This is a genomic window from Pectobacterium sp. CHL-2024 (assembly GCF_044751765.1).
Taxonomy (GTDB): domain Bacteria; phylum Pseudomonadota; class Gammaproteobacteria; order Enterobacterales; family Enterobacteriaceae; genus Pectobacterium; species Pectobacterium brasiliense.
This window is the reverse complement of record NZ_JBIXKO010000008.1, coordinates 47,911-62,774: the sequence shown is the minus strand read 5'-3', so window position 1 is coordinate 62,774 and position 14,864 is coordinate 47,911. Positions and strand designations below refer to the sequence as shown.

Annotated in this window: 18 protein-coding genes, 2 tRNA genes and 3 pseudogenes; 13 read left to right on the top strand and 10 right to left on the bottom strand. The window is 45.3% G+C overall.

What is annotated here, in order from left to right; translation table 11 throughout:
* The first annotated feature begins 415 nt into the window (after positions 1-415).
* A complete protein-coding gene (locus tag ACIPUG_RS13430) occupies positions 416-640 on the top strand; it encodes a DUF2594 family protein (protein WP_014915936.1) in 225 nt (74 codons plus the stop codon).
* A gap of 93 nt (positions 641-733) precedes the next feature.
* On the opposite strand, the gene ACIPUG_RS13425 is transcribed toward ACIPUG_RS13430, so the two are convergent.
* Together ACIPUG_RS13425 and ACIPUG_RS13420 are read right to left on the bottom strand one after the other, a co-directional pair.
* Complete coding sequence (locus tag ACIPUG_RS13425) at positions 734-1,021, bottom strand: hypothetical protein (protein WP_014915937.1); 288 nt, start codon at positions 1,019-1,021, stop codon at positions 734-736.
* Positions 1,022-1,486: 465 nt separating this feature from the next.
* A tRNA-Lys gene (locus ACIPUG_RS13420) sits at positions 1,487-1,562 on the bottom strand.
* A gap of 337 nt (positions 1,563-1,899) precedes the next feature.
* On the opposite strand from ACIPUG_RS13420, the pseudogene cycA reads away from it, so the two are divergent.
* Positions 1,900-3,312, top strand: a pseudogene (cycA, locus tag ACIPUG_RS13415) (D-serine/D-alanine/glycine transporter).
* A gap of 171 nt (positions 3,313-3,483) precedes the next feature.
* Here cycA and iraP read toward each other — a convergent pair.
* Positions 3,484-3,750: an anti-adapter protein IraP gene (gene iraP, locus ACIPUG_RS13410; RefSeq protein WP_039285735.1), complete on the bottom strand. Its 267-nt coding sequence runs from the start codon at positions 3,748-3,750 to the stop codon at positions 3,484-3,486.
* A gap of 393 nt (positions 3,751-4,143) precedes the next feature.
* Positions 4,144-4,413 (bottom strand): annotated as a pseudogene (locus tag ACIPUG_RS13405) (LysR family transcriptional regulator); the annotation flags it as partial.
* A 379-nt stretch (positions 4,414-4,792) separates the two neighbouring features.
* Between ACIPUG_RS13405 and ACIPUG_RS13400 the strand changes: the two are divergent.
* Positions 4,793-4,868, top strand: a tRNA-Asn gene (locus ACIPUG_RS13400).
* Between the two features lie 161 nt (positions 4,869-5,029).
* Complete coding sequence (locus ACIPUG_RS13395; RefSeq protein WP_400338760.1) at positions 5,030-6,301, top strand: tyrosine-type recombinase/integrase; 1,272 nt, start codon at positions 5,030-5,032, stop codon at positions 6,299-6,301.
* Positions 6,302-6,435: 134 nt separating this feature from the next.
* On the opposite strand, the gene ACIPUG_RS13390 is transcribed toward ACIPUG_RS13395, so the two are convergent.
* Together ACIPUG_RS13390 and ACIPUG_RS13385 are read right to left on the bottom strand one after the other, a co-directional pair.
* Positions 6,436-6,750 carry a helix-turn-helix domain-containing protein gene (locus ACIPUG_RS13390; protein WP_025918867.1) on the bottom strand — a complete coding sequence of 105 codons (315 nt, stop codon included), beginning with the start codon at positions 6,748-6,750 and terminating at the stop codon, positions 6,436-6,438.
* A gap of 184 nt (positions 6,751-6,934) precedes the next feature.
* Positions 6,935-7,249, bottom strand: coding sequence for a helix-turn-helix domain-containing protein (locus tag ACIPUG_RS13385; RefSeq protein WP_025918866.1), 315 nt, complete (start codon positions 7,247-7,249; stop codon positions 6,935-6,937).
* Positions 7,250-7,395: 146 nt separating this feature from the next.
* Here ACIPUG_RS13385 and ACIPUG_RS13380 point away from each other — a divergent pair, with 146 nt between their 5' ends.
* Positions 7,396-7,668 carry a helix-turn-helix transcriptional regulator gene (locus ACIPUG_RS13380; protein WP_039468625.1) on the top strand — a complete coding sequence of 91 codons (273 nt, stop codon included), beginning with the start codon at positions 7,396-7,398 and terminating at the stop codon, positions 7,666-7,668.
* A 120-nt stretch (positions 7,669-7,788) separates the two neighbouring features.
* Here ACIPUG_RS13380 and ACIPUG_RS13375 read toward each other — a convergent pair whose 3' ends face one another.
* Positions 7,789-7,977 carry a hypothetical protein gene (locus ACIPUG_RS13375; RefSeq protein WP_121268848.1) on the bottom strand — a complete coding sequence of 63 codons (189 nt, stop codon included), beginning with the start codon at positions 7,975-7,977 and terminating at the stop codon, positions 7,789-7,791.
* Between the two features lie 103 nt (positions 7,978-8,080).
* On the opposite strand from ACIPUG_RS13375, the gene ACIPUG_RS13370 reads away from it, so the two are divergent.
* The 4 genes from ACIPUG_RS13370 to ACIPUG_RS13355 all read left to right on the top strand — a co-directional run bounded on the left by ACIPUG_RS13370 (position 8,081) and on the right by ACIPUG_RS13355 (position 10,142).
* Positions 8,081-8,995 (top strand): hypothetical protein, encoded by a 915-nt coding sequence (locus tag ACIPUG_RS13370; protein WP_400338758.1) that lies wholly within the window; start codon positions 8,081-8,083, stop codon positions 8,993-8,995.
* A 153-nt stretch (positions 8,996-9,148) separates the two neighbouring features.
* A complete protein-coding gene (locus ACIPUG_RS13365; RefSeq protein ID WP_039285716.1) occupies positions 9,149-9,343 on the top strand; it encodes an AlpA family transcriptional regulator in 195 nt (64 codons plus the stop codon).
* Between the two features lie 15 nt (positions 9,344-9,358).
* Positions 9,359-9,943, top strand: a complete 585-nt coding sequence (locus tag ACIPUG_RS13360; protein ID WP_400338755.1) for a DUF2857 domain-containing protein — start codon at positions 9,359-9,361, stop codon at positions 9,941-9,943.
* The gene (locus ACIPUG_RS13355; protein ID WP_044203170.1) at positions 9,933-10,142 is read left to right on the top strand and encodes a TraR/DksA family transcriptional regulator; all 210 of its coding nucleotides are present in this window, start codon (positions 9,933-9,935) and stop codon (positions 10,140-10,142) included. The genes ACIPUG_RS13360 and ACIPUG_RS13355 overlap by 11 nt, the downstream gene beginning before the upstream one ends.
* A 271-nt stretch (positions 10,143-10,413) precedes the next feature.
* Here the strand turns inward: ACIPUG_RS13355 and ACIPUG_RS13350 are convergent, their stop codons facing one another.
* The 3 genes from ACIPUG_RS13350 to ACIPUG_RS13340 all read right to left on the bottom strand — a co-directional run bounded on the left by ACIPUG_RS13350 (position 10,414) and on the right by ACIPUG_RS13340 (position 11,530).
* Positions 10,414-10,587 carry a hypothetical protein gene (locus ACIPUG_RS13350; RefSeq protein ID WP_400338752.1) on the bottom strand — a complete coding sequence of 58 codons (174 nt, stop codon included), beginning with the start codon at positions 10,585-10,587 and terminating at the stop codon, positions 10,414-10,416.
* A gap of 33 nt (positions 10,588-10,620) precedes the next feature.
* On the bottom strand, positions 10,621-10,974 hold the full coding sequence (locus ACIPUG_RS13345; RefSeq protein WP_400338750.1) for a winged helix-turn-helix transcriptional regulator: 354 nt from the start codon (positions 10,972-10,974) through the stop codon (positions 10,621-10,623).
* Between the two features lie 130 nt (positions 10,975-11,104).
* Entirely contained in the window at positions 11,105-11,530 is a 426-nt protein-coding gene (locus ACIPUG_RS13340) for an ester cyclase (RefSeq protein ID WP_336254793.1), read from the bottom strand.
* Between the two features lie 448 nt (positions 11,531-11,978).
* Here ACIPUG_RS13340 and ACIPUG_RS13335 point away from each other — a divergent pair.
* The 4 genes and pseudogenes from ACIPUG_RS13335 to arsA form a co-directional block, all read left to right on the top strand.
* Positions 11,979-12,089, top strand: a pseudogene (locus ACIPUG_RS13335) (IS30 family transposase); the annotation flags it as partial.
* Positions 12,090-12,333: 244 nt separating this feature from the next.
* Complete coding sequence (gene arsR, locus ACIPUG_RS13330) at positions 12,334-12,684, top strand: As(III)-sensing metalloregulatory transcriptional repressor ArsR (RefSeq protein ID WP_400338748.1); 351 nt, start codon at positions 12,334-12,336, stop codon at positions 12,682-12,684.
* A gap of 47 nt (positions 12,685-12,731) precedes the next feature.
* Entirely contained in the window at positions 12,732-13,094 is a 363-nt protein-coding gene (gene arsD / locus ACIPUG_RS13325; RefSeq protein WP_400338849.1) for an arsenite efflux transporter metallochaperone ArsD, read from the top strand.
* A 17-nt stretch (positions 13,095-13,111) separates the two neighbouring features.
* Complete coding sequence (gene arsA / locus ACIPUG_RS13320) at positions 13,112-14,863, top strand: arsenite efflux transporter ATPase subunit ArsA (protein ID WP_400338747.1); 1,752 nt, start codon at positions 13,112-13,114, stop codon at positions 14,861-14,863.
* The last annotated feature ends 1 nt before the right edge of the window (position 14,864 follow it).

The window sequence follows — 14,864 nt, the reverse complement described above, 5'->3', positions numbered from 1 at the left end:
CAGTGGCACAAAATGTATAAAAAACAATGCAAATCAAATGGCATGCAATTGGCTTTACATCTTGAATGTCAATAAAAAGTCACTATTGTAATCAGGATGTGGTTAGAAATTTTATCATCGTCTGCCACGATATTATATAAATAATATATTCAGTGAAAAACGTCCATAGTGAACATCATATGTATTAAACAAAACACATCTATAGCCTTTACCTCCCAAAAACATCCAAAATATAGACGCTATTTAAATAAGTTAAATGCATAAAAAACAGTCACTAAAATGGCTTTATCCGCGAATAATATCAATCCACAATATGCTTTATGTTATACTCCCGCCATCTGGTTCTGCCTGTCGCGTCAGCGGTAACGCCCGCAGCAGGCGAAGGAAAACATCTTTTTCTTGTTGAGGACAAAACATGAGCAACGCAGATTTTTCTACTACTGCATCCGCTGAAACACTGGCCCACGAGGTTACCTGCCTGAAGGCTATGGTTACGCTGTTATTAAAAGCAATCGGCCAGGCAGATGCCGGTAAAGTTATCATCAATATGGAAAGATATATTGCTCAATTGGAAGATGCTGAGCAAGCCGCTGTCTTTGATAACACGATTAAACAAATCAAAACCAGCTACCGTAAATAGCACTATTTGCTACACCGCCATCTTAATAATTTGATCTGGCGGTGTAGTAATATTTAGCATTGTCTTCCTGATTTAAAAAATAGAGACGCTCGTCTATTTATTCCCGATGCTGATGAGTTTCAAAAGCAGTGCCTCTTCTTTCTTTTTATAAAGCGTTAATTCCATCACCAACGCTTTATCCAGGAACTGTTTTCTGGAAAGTGCTTTTCTTTCATCAACCAGCTCCCTCAGCTCAGTGAAGCATTCATTTATTTTGTACTCTTTTGAACTTTCCGTACAAATTATCTCATGGATTGCCTGGCTCAGTTCAGACAATGAGATAACCGATTTTGGATCCTGGTGACTTTTTTCTATGACAGCCAGTAATTTTTCGAATCCCATATGAACCTCCGAAATCAAGCAGAAACTTGCTTATGGCTAACCAGGAAACTCCAGCTACCTCTAAACGCCGCCCCAGTGGATATGAACACAACCCTGTGCAAACAACTCGTCACATCATAAACGATCTGTCAACGATTCCATCTGCTAAGCATAGCACCTTATCGCCACTCTTCAGGACGATTGAGGCACATTCTCGCCATCAAAAGTGATAACGTTCAGCGATATCATCAGACACCTTATGTCTCCACCTGGCATGACAGCAGAATACCAGTAAAACATGATCGAAAAGTCACGACTATTAAGCGAGGGGATTTGTTATGAAAGTGATAAAAATAGAATAAAATGGGGAAAACCAACGCAGAAAATACGGTTAGCATTAAGAACGGATATAATTAAAAATAAATTAACCAAAGAAAACAGAAATAATAACAAACTGAAATTAATATCATAACTCATTGAAATTGTTGGTGGGTCGTGCAGGGTTCGAACCTGCGACCAATTGATTAAGAGTCAACTGCTCTACCAACTGAGCTAACGACCCAACGGCGAGGATTATTCTCCTACCCGGCGTGTCTGTCAAATACTTCATATTAATTTTTTATGCCTAATAATAGGATTGTTAGCAATTGGTAATTTTGTTAACCTGCTCAGCCTATTTATCTCTAGCCTCTCATCATTTTATATCCTCTTCATTTTAGGGCGAAAAACATACAGCGTCATCTTACATCATTAGCTGCCCTCTTTATGCCTGGCTATCTCAGACATCCGCTGTAATAAGTACTGCGGTTGCGCTATCTTATTCGTTTCGATTTTCGTAAACGAGAGCCGCCAAAGAGCTCAAAAAAACATCACAGACAGAAACAGGAAAGTGTACTTACATGGTCGAACAATCAAAAGAAGCCGCAGACCTTGCCTCTGAACAGGGAGAGGGACTGCAACGGAATCTGACTAATCGTCATATTCAGCTCATCGCCATCGGCGGAGCGATCGGTACCGGGCTATTTATGGGCTCGGGCAAAACAATCAGCATGGCGGGTCCTTCGATCATCTTCGTTTATATGATCATTGGTTTTATGCTGTTTTTTGTCATGCGCGCAATGGGAGAACTATTACTCTCCAACCTCAACTATAAGTCATTCAGCGATTTCGCTGCTGACCTCCTTGGGCCATGGGCAGGTTTCTTTACCGGCTGGACGTATTGGTTCTGCTGGGTCGTAACCGGGATCGCCGATGTCGTAGCCATTAGTGCCTACTCACAGTTCTGGTTCCCTGATTTATCGCAGTGGGTCTCTTCCCTGCTTTGCGTTCTGTTATTACTGACGCTAAATCTGGCAACCGTGAAGCTGTTTGGCGAGATGGAATTCTGGTTCGCGATGATCAAAATTGTCGCTATCGTTGCGTTAATCGTGGTCGGTGTCGCGCTGGTGATGATGTAATTCTCTTCCCCATCAGGAAACGTCGCCTCCTTTACCAACCTTTGGAATGACGGTGGCATGTTCCCTAAAGGGATAAGCGGATTCTTTGCCGGATTCCAGATCGCCGTATTCGCATTTGTCGGTATCGAGCTGGTTGGTACAACGGCCGCTGAAACGAAAAATCCGAAAGTCGTGCTGCCCCGTGCAATTAACGCCATACCGATTCGCATCATCATGTTTTATGTTTTTGCGTTAATTATGATTATGTCCGTCACCCCGTGGAGCGCAATTACTGCGGATCGCAGTCCTTTCGTGGAAATGTTCGTACTGGTTGGCCTACCTGCAGCCGCCAGTATGATCAACTTTGTCGTACTGACGTCGGCGGCATCCTCGGCGAATAGTGGCGTATTCTCCACCAGCCGTATGCTCTTTGGCCTGGCGAAACAAGGCGATGCACCGAAAAGTTTCGGCGTGCTCTCTAAACGCGCGGTTCCGTCGACTGGGTTGATGTTCTCCTGTATTTGTTTGCTTTCGGGCGTGGTGCTGATCTACCTGATTCCGAACGTGATGACGGTCTTTACGCTGGTGACCACCGTCTCCGCGATTTTATTCATGTTTATCTGGAGCATCATCCTGTGCTCTTACCTGACATACCGTAAAAAGCGCCCTCAGCTACATGCCGAGTCATCTTATAAAATGCCGTTGGGTATTTTCATGTGCTGGATATGTTTGGCCTTTTTCGCTTTTGTTATTGTACTGTTAACATTACAGCCAGATACACGGCAGGCGCTTATTGTCACGCCGCTGTGGTTTATTGTTCTGGCTATTGCTTATCAGTTTATTCGTCGGAAAAAGCAGGCTGTTGATGTGAAGTAAAAGGTATAAACGCAAGAAAGGCGCGGACAGACGTCGGCGCCTTCAATTTTTTTCAGCAAAATCACGCATAGCACAAGTATTCTCTATTATTGGATATAAACAATTCTCAATTGGATATACGAAAATTAATATGCGAACAATTAATGTCGTCACCATTGATATATAAGAAAGTTATTCCCGCAATGAAACGGTTGTGATTCGATTGATGTTTTTTGCCAATAGTTCGAGAGCTAAGTAATTATGTTCATCCTGCCGCTGTGAAGCATCAGCAACGACACCTTCTATCTTTCTATTTAACTCATTGATTTTACTGTCATCAAGTGTTGAAACAATGGCAGAAATCAGCATCTCTAACGATTCAATCTTCGCGTTAAGCGCTTTTTCTCCAACTTCTTTTTCTGCCAACTTTATTAAAAGATGAGAGAGGATATTATTCATTTGAACTCCTTAATCAAAAAAATAACCGTCATACACCCATAAGGCAACACCTGTTCTTGGTGCACAGGATTAGAGAAAACATAACGAAGATTAATGTAACACTGTGAATGGCCTGACCGCTAGTGTCTATTATCATTTTAAGGAAATCATATTCACACGGCAGCAATAAAATGAAGTTGCAGATAAACAAACCAAATAAATAAAAAAACTAAAAAACCATTTTATTTTTAAGAGCAAAAATCCCTGCGTTGAGGAAGCCAGATAATGCTATGAGTTGTGATAGTCTTCACAAAAAAATAAGAAAGAGTGCCATTTTTATCGAACATCTGACACAAAAATCTGATGAGTAGCCAGCCATCGAGAAATGGCTGGCTCTATGGCTAACGCTTACGCACTCATTGATTGTCGTGCGCCACTCACCGCATCCTTTGCCTGTTCGCACTGTGACAATATCGTCTGTGCATGAGAATAAAGAATTTTCCCCGCCTCGGTGGGCGTCACACCACGCCGGCTCCGTACCAGCAGCTGTTTTTCGAGTTCACTCTCCAGCGTCGCGACCTGCTGGCTCAGCGCCGGTTGTGCAATATGCAACAACTCAGCAGCCTGTGTCAGGCTACCGATATCAACGATTTTCACAAAATACTTGAGCCGTCTAAGATTCATGTCTGCCTCCTGAGTAGTTACCCTAAAGAGGTAGCAAAAAGCGCGCCATATTATGTTTCTATGCCTAAGAAAAAGTGATACCTCATTGATAAGCCACAGGTAAAATAAGGAAAAGCAATGATTCTGCTAACCAAAACACCTGATTCTGTCTGGAAACCCCGTCATCAAGCCCATACCAACCTGCACCATCTTAAAGCAACCCCTGCTATTTTAGGGTGCAAACCCGCCCGCGACTCAGCTTATTTCATTGCTTTCCAGTGCTCAACTTGAGCAATAATTTCAATATGTTGGTTATTAGTTCGGCAATCAAACGCACCAAGCGATAACAGCCTTTGACAACCCGAAACGCTCCCGCTATTATCCATCGCACTTAACCGATTCCTCTGTAGTTCAGTCGGTAGAACGGCGGACTGTTAATCCGTATGTCACTGGTTCGAGTCCAGTCAGAGGAGCCAAATTCTTGTTTTCATGCCTCTTTGCGAATCCCTATGTGATTTAGATTCAATAGGTTAGCGTGAAAAGTCTTCCCGATGCATTTTCAGTTTACCCTCCGCATCGGGAGAATTTGGTGGTCAGATTTGGGGTCTTTCCGGTTCGATAATGGAGTGACCCGCATATGTCCCTTAATGACACTAAAATCCGCAACTTAAAACCACCTGTTACCCCCATAAAACTGTCCGATTCACACGGTCTGTATCTTCACGTTAAACCTACTGGTTCACGTCTCTGGTACTTCAGATACTATTTTTGTGGCAAAGAAACCCGCATAGCATTGGGCGCTTATCCGTTAATCAGTCTGTCAGAAGCGCGCCAGAAACGCGATGAACTCCGCAAACTTCTGGCACAGAATATCAACCCGGCGCAGCAACGCGCCGCTGAAAAGGCGGCTCGTTCTCCTGCAAAGAGTTTCAAGACCGTGGCATTGAGCTGGCATAAAAGCAACCGAACCTGGTCAGAGAACCATGCCGCCCGTCTGCTTGCCAGCATGAATAACCATATCTTCCCGATAATTGGACACCTGCCAGTCACAGAACTGAAAACTCGCCACTTCATCGACCTGCTGAAAGGGATTGAGAAAAAAGGTTTGCTGGAAGTGGCGGCACGAACCCGACAGCATATGTGCAACATCATGCGTCATGCCGTGCATCAGGAATTAATAGAGCACAATCCGGCGGCAAATTTGGATGGCATTATCGCCCCTCCAGTTAAACGTCACTACCCTGCCCTTCCGCTGGAGCGACTACCGGAGCTGTTGGCTAGCATTGAGGACTACAAGCAAGGGAGAGAATTAACCCGCTTGGCAGTCTCACTCACCCTGCACCTGTTCATCCGTTCCAGCGAATTGCGTTTTGCCCGTTGGTCTGAGATCGATTTCAGAAACAAAATCTGGACCATTCCAGCCACCCGCGAAGCCATCCCCGGAGTGCGTTATTCCGGGCGTGGGGCCAAAATGCGCACGCCGCATATCGTTCCCCTATCCCGTCAATCCGTCGCTATTCTGAAACAGATACGGGAAATTTCCGGGCATCAGGAACTAATATTTCCCGGTGATCATAATCGGTATAAGCCGATGTGCGAAAACACAGTCAACAAGGCGCTACGCTTGATGGGTTATGACACGAAAGATGAAATTTGCGGTCACGGATTTCGGGCAATGGCCTGTAGTGCGCTGATGGAATCTGGCCTGTGGTCACAGGATGCAGTTGAGCGTCAAATGAGTCATCAGGAACGCAATAGCGTTCGAGCAGCTTACATTCATAAAGCAGAATATCTCGAGGCCCGTAAAGCGATGATGCAATGGTGGTCGGATTATCTGGATACCAACCGAGAAGGATATGTTGCGCCATACATTTATGCTCAACAACATAAGACGGCTGGAGCGGCCTGATCGATAACGCTCCTAAGAGCAGATCCTGATAACAGGATCTGCTTTTCAGACAGCGAGAAAGTTTTTACCTCAGCATTTCACAAAAAATCGTGAAACGTCAGGAAATTACTCAGGCCGGATACATGAATGAAGGTCTATTGCGGGGTAATCAATAACGTAGAATTAGGGTTACTTTTCTTATAACGATGGTATTGCAAGATTAGCGTTGCGAGATCCTCATCGACAGCATAGAAATACGCTTCTGGCACATCCAACACCGCCGCAAACCGGCAAACCAGACCAAAATCCGGCGAACTGACTTCCCTTTCATATTGGCTTACGCGGGAACTCGACGTCTCTTCATCCAGACCAGCGAGACAACCGAGCTCGACCTGTTTTAATCCTGCATTCACTCGCGCCAGTCTTAATCGTTTACCAATCACGGCATTACCTGCTTCGCAGATTAACATAAGCCGATTATCGCCGTTCCCGCTATGCCTCTCTTAAAGTAGTTCTTCACCTAATAAATTTAAAATTTATTTTTGGTTATTTTAAACCCAAAAATGAAGATTTGATTTATTGAGAGTAGGAATAATTAAATTTAGAAGAGTAAATACACAGGAATTGAACACCAGACGCATTAGGGCACCAACCTTACTGAGGTGTGATGAGCAGCGTGGAGTTTGGGTTGGCTTTCTTGAAACGGTGATACTGTAAGATCAAGGTGGCGAGATCGTCATCGACGGCATAGAAATACGCTTCAGGAACATCCAGCACTGTAGCGAACCGAGAAACCAGCCCAAAATCTGGTGCACTGACTTCTCTTTCATATTGGCTCACACGAGAGCTTGCCGTTTCCTCATCCAGACCAGCTAGGCAACCGAGCTCTGCCTGCTTTAATCCCTTGTTCACTCGAGCTAGTCTTAATCGCTTACCAATCACGGTGTTATCCACGGTACTGATCAACATAGACTGATTATCGCTTCTCTCGGCAAGCTCTTCTTAAATCATTTCTTTCCTAAATAAATTTTATCTTTATTTTTGATTGTTTTTTACACCATAATAAAGATATAGTTTACTGGAAGAAGTAAAGTTTCAATCCAAGAGGAGGACGTATGAACATTGAACAACAGAAACAACGAATGGACTGGCATCCTGCCGATATCATTGCAGCCCTGCGTAAACGAAAGACGACGTTAGCAGCCGTATCACGTGAGGCGGGTCTTAGTTCATCAACGCTTGCAAATGCACTAAACCGACCCTGGCCGAAAGGTGAACGACTGATCGCAGACGCACTGGGCATTCCAGCGAGTGAAATCTGGCCGAATCGTTATTTCGATTCACAAGGGCAGCGCATTCCGCGAGAAATTCGTCATAAAAACAATTAGATCACTTGCTGGGCTTAATCGCCAACAATCAGGGAATAACATTCTGGTCGCCACTCGATTCAACCATTCCGCATCATCAATTGGTTCGTTAACTACCTCGAACCAATTGATATGCCTGATTCAGGGTATTTTCATTCCTTTTTGATGCGGAGCTTTGTCGTATTGCTCTGAATAAAACCAGCAACACACAGAATAAAAATCGACATGAGGAAGTTGACCCATCTGCTGATAGCGTCCCAGTTGGAACATTTTTGTGACCGCCAGCGAAAAGCGATTAATAACACCATCGTTATAATAACAACCGCTCATTAATCCTATTCCTCATTTTTAGAATCCTATCTATACGTCATGGCTGCATAAGGGAATGTTAGACACCTATGCATATATCATTTTCATATAAAGGAGATGAATCATGATAATGAAAAATAGGATGTTCGATACCAAAAGTGATGCATTTAACTGGATTACGATACCAGAAGCTATTGCGATAGCGACTCAGATAAGAAACTCACCGTTAACAGAAGCTGATATTTATCGCCATGCCTTATATGGTGACATCAACCTTTCGATCTACTTCCAATCTCCAGTCATCTTACGAAGAATCAAAACATCAAATGCTAAGGCAAAACTTAAGCCTATAGGCAATCATTTGATTAACCAGCTATGCATTCTCGAAAAAAACTGTTTCATCAATAACAGAAACTTAATCGTCACCACCGAGGGGAAATATACTTACCCCACTCAACAAGTGATTGATACAACGCTTATCGGCTATGAATATGTACTGGTTCAACGTTTATTAGCGAGATCTCTGGGTATTCCACTACCTGTAATCGGAGAAAATCACGTTAACTATGGTCTTACTGTCAATATCGGTGACGATCACTTTCAAATATTTGAGAAAATCAGGTATCGCGAAAGGATAAAACAGCAAATCATGAGACTTCCCAAAAATATCGCATCACACATTACTGAAAAAATCCCATACCAGAAAACAAGGCAGTATAGCCATAGAGAATATTTTCCGATTCATGATTTACCTAAGGATGCCTGTTTCGTCATAAAACATACCGAACTTGAGAAATTAATTAGCATGCCTGCCAAAAATGATACCTCTCAGCCCTCCTCGACACGTATATCCACGCCATTATCCAGACTGTTCTGGCTTGCTTGTAAAAACAATGAGTCTATCAGACCATTAATCAGGCAACCTTATAAGCTTCTGTCCATCTTTGAACAGTGGGCCTCAGATGAAGGCATGACCGATCGATTCAGCGGCGATACGTTAAAAACGGCGCTTGAACGTGGTTCACCGACGTCTGTTTAGGCCCCCAATTAAAATGACATTACACGCTTCAATCTAAAAACCCGTATTAAGGATTGCGGTGTCCGTAATACGGGCTCTTCAACTTTCACTCCTTTCCTCACTGTGTTTTTTTGTCATCTCCGGGCATATCCCATTTCTGCACTGGAGGTATTTATGACAGCTCATCAGTTATTACGCCTGAAACAAGTGGAAGTAAAAACCGGTCTGAAACGCTCGCAAATCTACCTGTACATGAAAGAAGGTACCTTTCCCTCTTCAATAAAGATTGGACCTGCCAGCGTCGCCTGGCTGGAATCTGAAATTGACGAATGGATTAACTTCAAATTAGCTAACCGCTTAACGCGCTGAAGGGAGATACAGCATATGTTCCCCTCACTGAATTACGTAGTGTTAACAAACGCACTTGCCGCGCTCAAGGAAGGCAATTTTCGTTATTGTGAAACGCTAGGATTCACATTCGACGAGTTGAATACCCTCAATCAGCTATCCCTCGACGAACTGTTTATCGTCAGCCGGGCATCGGCACAGTTTATGTCGATCACTGTCCGTCACGACGTTCTACAACAGATCCTGACGTTGTCCCACCAGGAAGCGCAACGCCAGCAGCAGATAAATCGCGCCGTCAGATTGGGAGGATCTATAGCACTCCTTAATCATTTTTTTGGCCTTACCTCGAATGAAGTCTGCGCTCGTCGCCGGTTGCTGGGTGTCACCATCCCTTATGGCCGAACACCTATCCCAGATGAACTCATTGATGCAGAAATTTGGCTGTCATGGAAAAAGAACCGCGCTGAAAACCTTGATACACCTGACGCGCTGGAAGCAATGATGCAGGTGACTGAATCATTGTCTTCCCGCGAAAAAGGGCTTTCCCTGACCGCCGTCTGGAACCGTATCACCCTTTGTGAGAAAGAAGCACTGAACAGGAGGACATCGCATGCCAGATGAGATCGATCGCGATCAGGAATTTAATGAGCAACGTCTGGAAGAGATGATTGAACAGAACCGTTTCAAGCCAGCAACTACCCCCTCATTACATTACTGTCGCTTGTGCGGTGAACCCATTCCCGAGCAGAGAAGACAAACCCTGCCGGGCGTGACAACCTGTACGGAATGTCAAACCATACTTGAGCACAGACAACGCTGATAAAGGGATGACCTACGCGCAGAGAAGTTACCTTCTCTGCGCATTTTTTATTATTAGGATAAATACCATTTGTATCGCAGGCAGTGAAATATTGAACAGGAAGCTACAACCATTATTATTTATCTGTGTTGGCTCAAACTTGCTCTGGAAGTGTTCTGTATTGTTCACGATTAAACCTGACAGTCGGCAATGAGAAAATAACAGATTCCAGAAATACCAAATGGAACTCCGGAATATAAAATCCATTGACTGGGCTACATTATTATGCACTCTATTTTTTATTATCTGCTGCTGAATTTGTGCCATTATGATTTAGTATGAATATCGTCCTGCTGCGTGGTCTGCGCCCGGGGAGTTCTTTAGCCGCCGTTTTCCATTTATCCGGCCAGTCCTTGTCGAGTCGCATTTCAGAAACAATTTTCTGCGCGATACTAATTAATTTCATCTTCTCTCGCCATAAAGAATATCAATTTATTCTTCATGGTTCGTTGTTATCAGTGAGCGTTGACAAAAGCATCTCATCCGGTAAATTTTGTCCCCATGTATTCATCGTCAGTAATATTGGCTCTAAAGACCCTCCTAACGCTGTCAGTTCATAAACAACCCTCGGAGGGGTTTCCGCAAACGCAGTACGCATGACCAGTCCGCTTTTTTCAAAGCGCCGTAACCGATGCGTCAGTGTATGTGCGCTGATGCCAGGGAGCGCTTTTCGAAGCTCACTGAAGCGCTGAGGACCGCGAAGCAATTCCCTCACAATCAATGTTGCCCAGGGGCCATCCAGCAATAAAAGAAATCTCGCAACGCCACATGATGGCAGGTCATAGCCGCCCATATATATCCAGTTTAGTTGGTTAAGCCGACACACGTTGTGTATCACATAATACATGGTCGTTCTGTTCTGAGGTAGCCTACCTAGGTCCGGGCGCGCGAAATCTCTCCTAAGCACTAATCACATCATTTTCTTACTTTCCAAAAGTCGGAATGATGTCGAGAGCCTGTAGCATAGCGAGTTGATCGAATTGCTCCCAGTGCCCGGTAATTTTACCGTCCGAAAGCGAATAGGCCGTAATGCCGTTCAGAGAAAAATGTTTGCCCGTCGCTGGCACATGAAGGAATTGTCCTACATGCTCCACTTCTGCATGCCAGATGGCGACCACAATGTCCCCCTGCTCGATCATCCGATCAACATGGTAGACCTGTTTAAAAGCAGTGTTGATGAACCGCACACTTGCTTCAAACCCGGCTTTACTGGGTTCGGCGCCAAATACTGGTGAATGGTCTTTAAATGAACCGGAAAGCCGTTGTTCAACCAACTGCGAAGCGATCTCGGCATCATTTGAATTATAGAAAGCGGTGAAAAGATCCGTGCCGTAAGGATTGATACTCATTGGTTTTACCTCTGCAAGTAAAAAGGAAGAAATAACATGCCGTTAACGGGTTTCTTTATCTAAAAACATAAGGTTGTTCAGGAATGCTCCCGGCGAACAGCATATCCATACAGGCCGGAATCATAACGAACACACGCTATGCACTGACAACAACGCCCTGCGCTACACTTTGTTTATCGTTTACATCAACTAATTTCACTCCGTGAGTGGTAACTGATGCATTCAATAGTTCATTAAATGCATCAGTTACGTCAAATGCACTATTAGGATTTTTTCATCTTTTTTTAAATTCTGCTAAAACCATAAATGCTCAAATCAGGGGGCGTTATATTCCTTTACGTCAGCAAACTGACTTTATCTGCGGCTCAAGCTCTTGGTGTACATTTTCACTCACCATTCGTTGTGTAATTGTTTGCTTCCTTCTCACCTGGCACAGGCAGATCTGTGCCAGCAAAGACTAAACAGTGTTGCCAGGCAACTCAACGAGAGGCCAAGAAAAACGCTAGACTATGAATCACCCGCAGAGCGTTTTAACCAATGTGTTGCATCCATCGGTTGAACTCACAGAGGGGAGCGGACGTAGAAGATACCTTTTGTTCCCAAGTTACAATTCACGTGGCAAGTATCGTTGGTTAACTTTTAGGCTTATGGGTTCGTACAAGGTCCATTTCCTGATCGGCTATCGCCACAAGAACCGGGTCATATTGTCGATAACTGAAACATTAACATATTCGAATTATCGTATGTGTTCTTGATTTTATTAAGCCAGAGAGTACCATATGCCTAAATGAGAGGGAGGAATCATGTCTCTGACAGCCCTGCAGCTTTTCAAAAACCTGTCCGATGAAACTCGTTTGGGTATCGTCCTACTGCTCAGTGAAATGGGCGAGCTGTGCGTGTGCGATCTCTGCACGGCGCTGGAACAGTCCCAGCCTAAGATCTCCCGTCATCTGGCGATGCTTCGGGAAAGTGGATTATTGCTGGATCGCAAGCAAGGGAAATGGGTTCATTATCGCTTATCCCCGCATACTCCTTCCTGGGCTGCCCAGGTAATTGAGCAGGCCCGGCTAAGCAAACAGGACGACGTACAGGCCATCGCCCGTAAGCTGGCATTAGCCAATTGCTCTGGCAACGGTAGGGCTGTTTGTATCTAAAAAATTTGCCTGAATATATATGTTTTTTCGAATGTGAGGTATTCAGAATCAAAACGTTAACAGTGTTTGACCCGGCAATGTGCTGCAGTACCGGCGTATGTAGTTCAGATGTCGATCAGGTTCTGGTTGATTTCTCTACTGATGTGCAGTGGCTGAAAGGACGTGGCGTACAGGTTGAACGTTACAACCTTGCACAGCAGCCCATGAGCTTTGTTCAGAACGAGAAAGTGAAAGCATTCCTCGAAGCATCTGGAGCAGAAGGGCTTCCTTTGTTGCTGCTGGACGGTGAAACGGTGAAGGCTGGGAGATACCCAATACGCGCTGAGCTGGCTCGTTGGTTCGGTATTCCGTTGGAGAAGGTAGGGTTAGCTCCCACCAGCAGTTGTGGTGGTAATACTTCCTGTTGCTGAGTATGTAAGGAGGACATATGAAATTCTTACAGAATATCCCGCCTTACCTGTTTTTTACCGGTAAGGGAGGAGTAGGAAAAACGTCCATTTCCTGTGCGACGGCCATCCGCCTTGCCGAACAGGGTAAGCGGGTTTTGTTGGTTAGTACCGATCCAGCATCCAATGTCGGCCAGGTATTCGATCAGACTATCGGTAACACTATCCAGCTTGTGGCTGCGGTCCCTGGCCTTTCGGCGCTGGAAATCGATCCACAAGAAGCAGCTCAGCAATACCGTGCCAGAATCGTTGACCCTATTAAAGGTCTTTTGCCTGATGACGTTGTTAACAGTATCAGCGAACAGCTTTCAGGAGCATGTACGACTGAGATTGCTGCGTTCGATGAATTCACTGGCTTGCTGACTGATGCTTCCCTGCTTATCCGCTTCGATCACATCATTTTTGATACAGCGCCGACGGGCCACACGATTCGCCTGCTCCAGCTTCCCGGTGCCTGGAGTAGCTTCATTGAGAGTAACCCGGATGGTGCTTCCTGTCTTGGCCCAATGGCCGGGCTGGAAAAGCAGCGTGAACAGTATGCTCATGCGGTAGAGGCGTTATCCGATCCTGAACATACCCGCCTGGTTCTGGTTGCACGACTGCAAAAATCAACGCTGCAGGAAGTCTCCCGCACTCATGAAGAACTGGCTGCAATTGGCCTGAAAAGCCAGTACCTGGTTATTAATGGTGTGCTGCCTGCAGCCGAAGCTGAACATGATGCCCTGGCCGCTGCGATATGGCAACGAGAGCAGGAAGCACTGGCAAATCTTCCTGCCGGTTTATCTGAGCTACCGACAGATACCTTATTACTACAGCCAGTCAACATGGTTGGCGTGTCTGCATTGAAGGGACTACTGGACACCCGTTCAGGGGCATTACCGCTCCCTGCAACGAACGCCCTGTACACGTCTGAAAACTTATCGCTTTCTGACCTGGTCAATGATATCGCCCCCAGTGAACACGGTCTGATTATGCTGATGGGCAAAGGTGGTGTGGGTAAAACCACGATGGCTGCTGCCATCGCAGTAAGGCTGGCGGATATGGGTTTTGATGTGCATCTCACCACCTCAGATCCCGCCGCACATCTCAGTAACACGCTGAACGGTAGCCTGAATAACCTGCAGGTCAGCCGGATCAATCCACACGATGAAACTGAACGTTATCGCCAGCATGTCCTTGAGACGAAGGGGAGAGATCTGGACGAAGCAGGGAAACGGCTACTGGAAGAGGATTTACGCTCTCCCTGTACTGAGGAAATTGCTGTGTTTCAGGCTTTTTCCCGGGTGATTCGTGAAGCGGGTAAGCGGTTTGTTGTCATGGATACCGCGCCTACGGGACACACGCTTTTGCTGCTGGATGCGACCGGGGCTTACCACCGCGAAATTGCCAAAAAAATGGGGAATAAAGGTCATTTCACTACCCCAATGATGCAGCTTCAGGATCCAGATAGAACCAAAGTTCTGCTTGTTACGCTTCCTGAAACAACACCGGTGCTGGAAGCGGCAAACCTACAGGCTGACCTTGAAAGAGCGGGGATTCACCCGTGGGGCTGGATTATCAATAACAGCCTTTCTATTGCACAGACGCATTCACCACTGCTTTGCCAGCGTGCTCGACAAGAGCTTCCTCAAATCGAGGCTGTGAAAAACCAGCATGCAAGCCGCATAGCGTTAGTACCAGTAATGGCTTCTGAGCTCACTGGCATCAAGAAACTTAGAGAGCTGGCAGTTTAAT

Coding starts and splice junctions, on each gene's coding strand:
- ACIPUG_RS13430 (WP_014915936.1), top strand. CDS start 416: ATGAGCAACGCAGATTTTTCTACTACTGCATCCGCTGAAACACTGGCC.
- ACIPUG_RS13425 (WP_014915937.1), bottom strand. CDS start 1,021: ATGGGATTCGAAAAATTACTGGCTGTCATAGAAAAAAGTCACCAGGAT.
- iraP (WP_039285735.1), bottom strand. CDS start 3,750: ATGAATAATATCCTCTCTCATCTTTTAATAAAGTTGGCAGAAAAAGAA.
- ACIPUG_RS13395 (WP_400338760.1), top strand. CDS start 5,030: ATGTCCCTTAATGACACTAAAATCCGCAACTTAAAACCACCTGTTACC.
- ACIPUG_RS13390 (WP_025918867.1), bottom strand. CDS start 6,750: ATGTTAATCTGCGAAGCAGGTAATGCCGTGATTGGTAAACGATTAAGA.
- ACIPUG_RS13385 (WP_025918866.1), bottom strand. CDS start 7,249: ATGTTGATCAGTACCGTGGATAACACCGTGATTGGTAAGCGATTAAGA.
- ACIPUG_RS13380 (WP_039468625.1), top strand. CDS start 7,396: ATGAACATTGAACAACAGAAACAACGAATGGACTGGCATCCTGCCGAT.
- ACIPUG_RS13375 (WP_121268848.1), bottom strand. CDS start 7,977: ATGAGCGGTTGTTATTATAACGATGGTGTTATTAATCGCTTTTCGCTG.
- ACIPUG_RS13370 (WP_400338758.1), top strand. CDS start 8,081: ATGATAATGAAAAATAGGATGTTCGATACCAAAAGTGATGCATTTAAC.
- ACIPUG_RS13365 (WP_039285716.1), top strand. CDS start 9,149: ATGACAGCTCATCAGTTATTACGCCTGAAACAAGTGGAAGTAAAAACC.
- ACIPUG_RS13360 (WP_400338755.1), top strand. CDS start 9,359: ATGTTCCCCTCACTGAATTACGTAGTGTTAACAAACGCACTTGCCGCG.
- ACIPUG_RS13355 (WP_044203170.1), top strand. CDS start 9,933: ATGCCAGATGAGATCGATCGCGATCAGGAATTTAATGAGCAACGTCTG.
- ACIPUG_RS13350 (WP_400338752.1), bottom strand. CDS start 10,587: ATGAAATTAATTAGTATCGCGCAGAAAATTGTTTCTGAAATGCGACTC.
- ACIPUG_RS13345 (WP_400338750.1), bottom strand. CDS start 10,974: ATGGGCGGCTATGACCTGCCATCATGTGGCGTTGCGAGATTTCTTTTA.
- ACIPUG_RS13340 (WP_336254793.1), bottom strand. CDS start 11,530: ATGAGTATCAATCCTTACGGCACGGATCTTTTCACCGCTTTCTATAAT.
- arsR (WP_400338748.1), top strand. CDS start 12,334: ATGTCTCTGACAGCCCTGCAGCTTTTCAAAAACCTGTCCGATGAAACT.
- arsA (WP_400338747.1), top strand. CDS start 13,112: ATGAAATTCTTACAGAATATCCCGCCTTACCTGTTTTTTACCGGTAAG.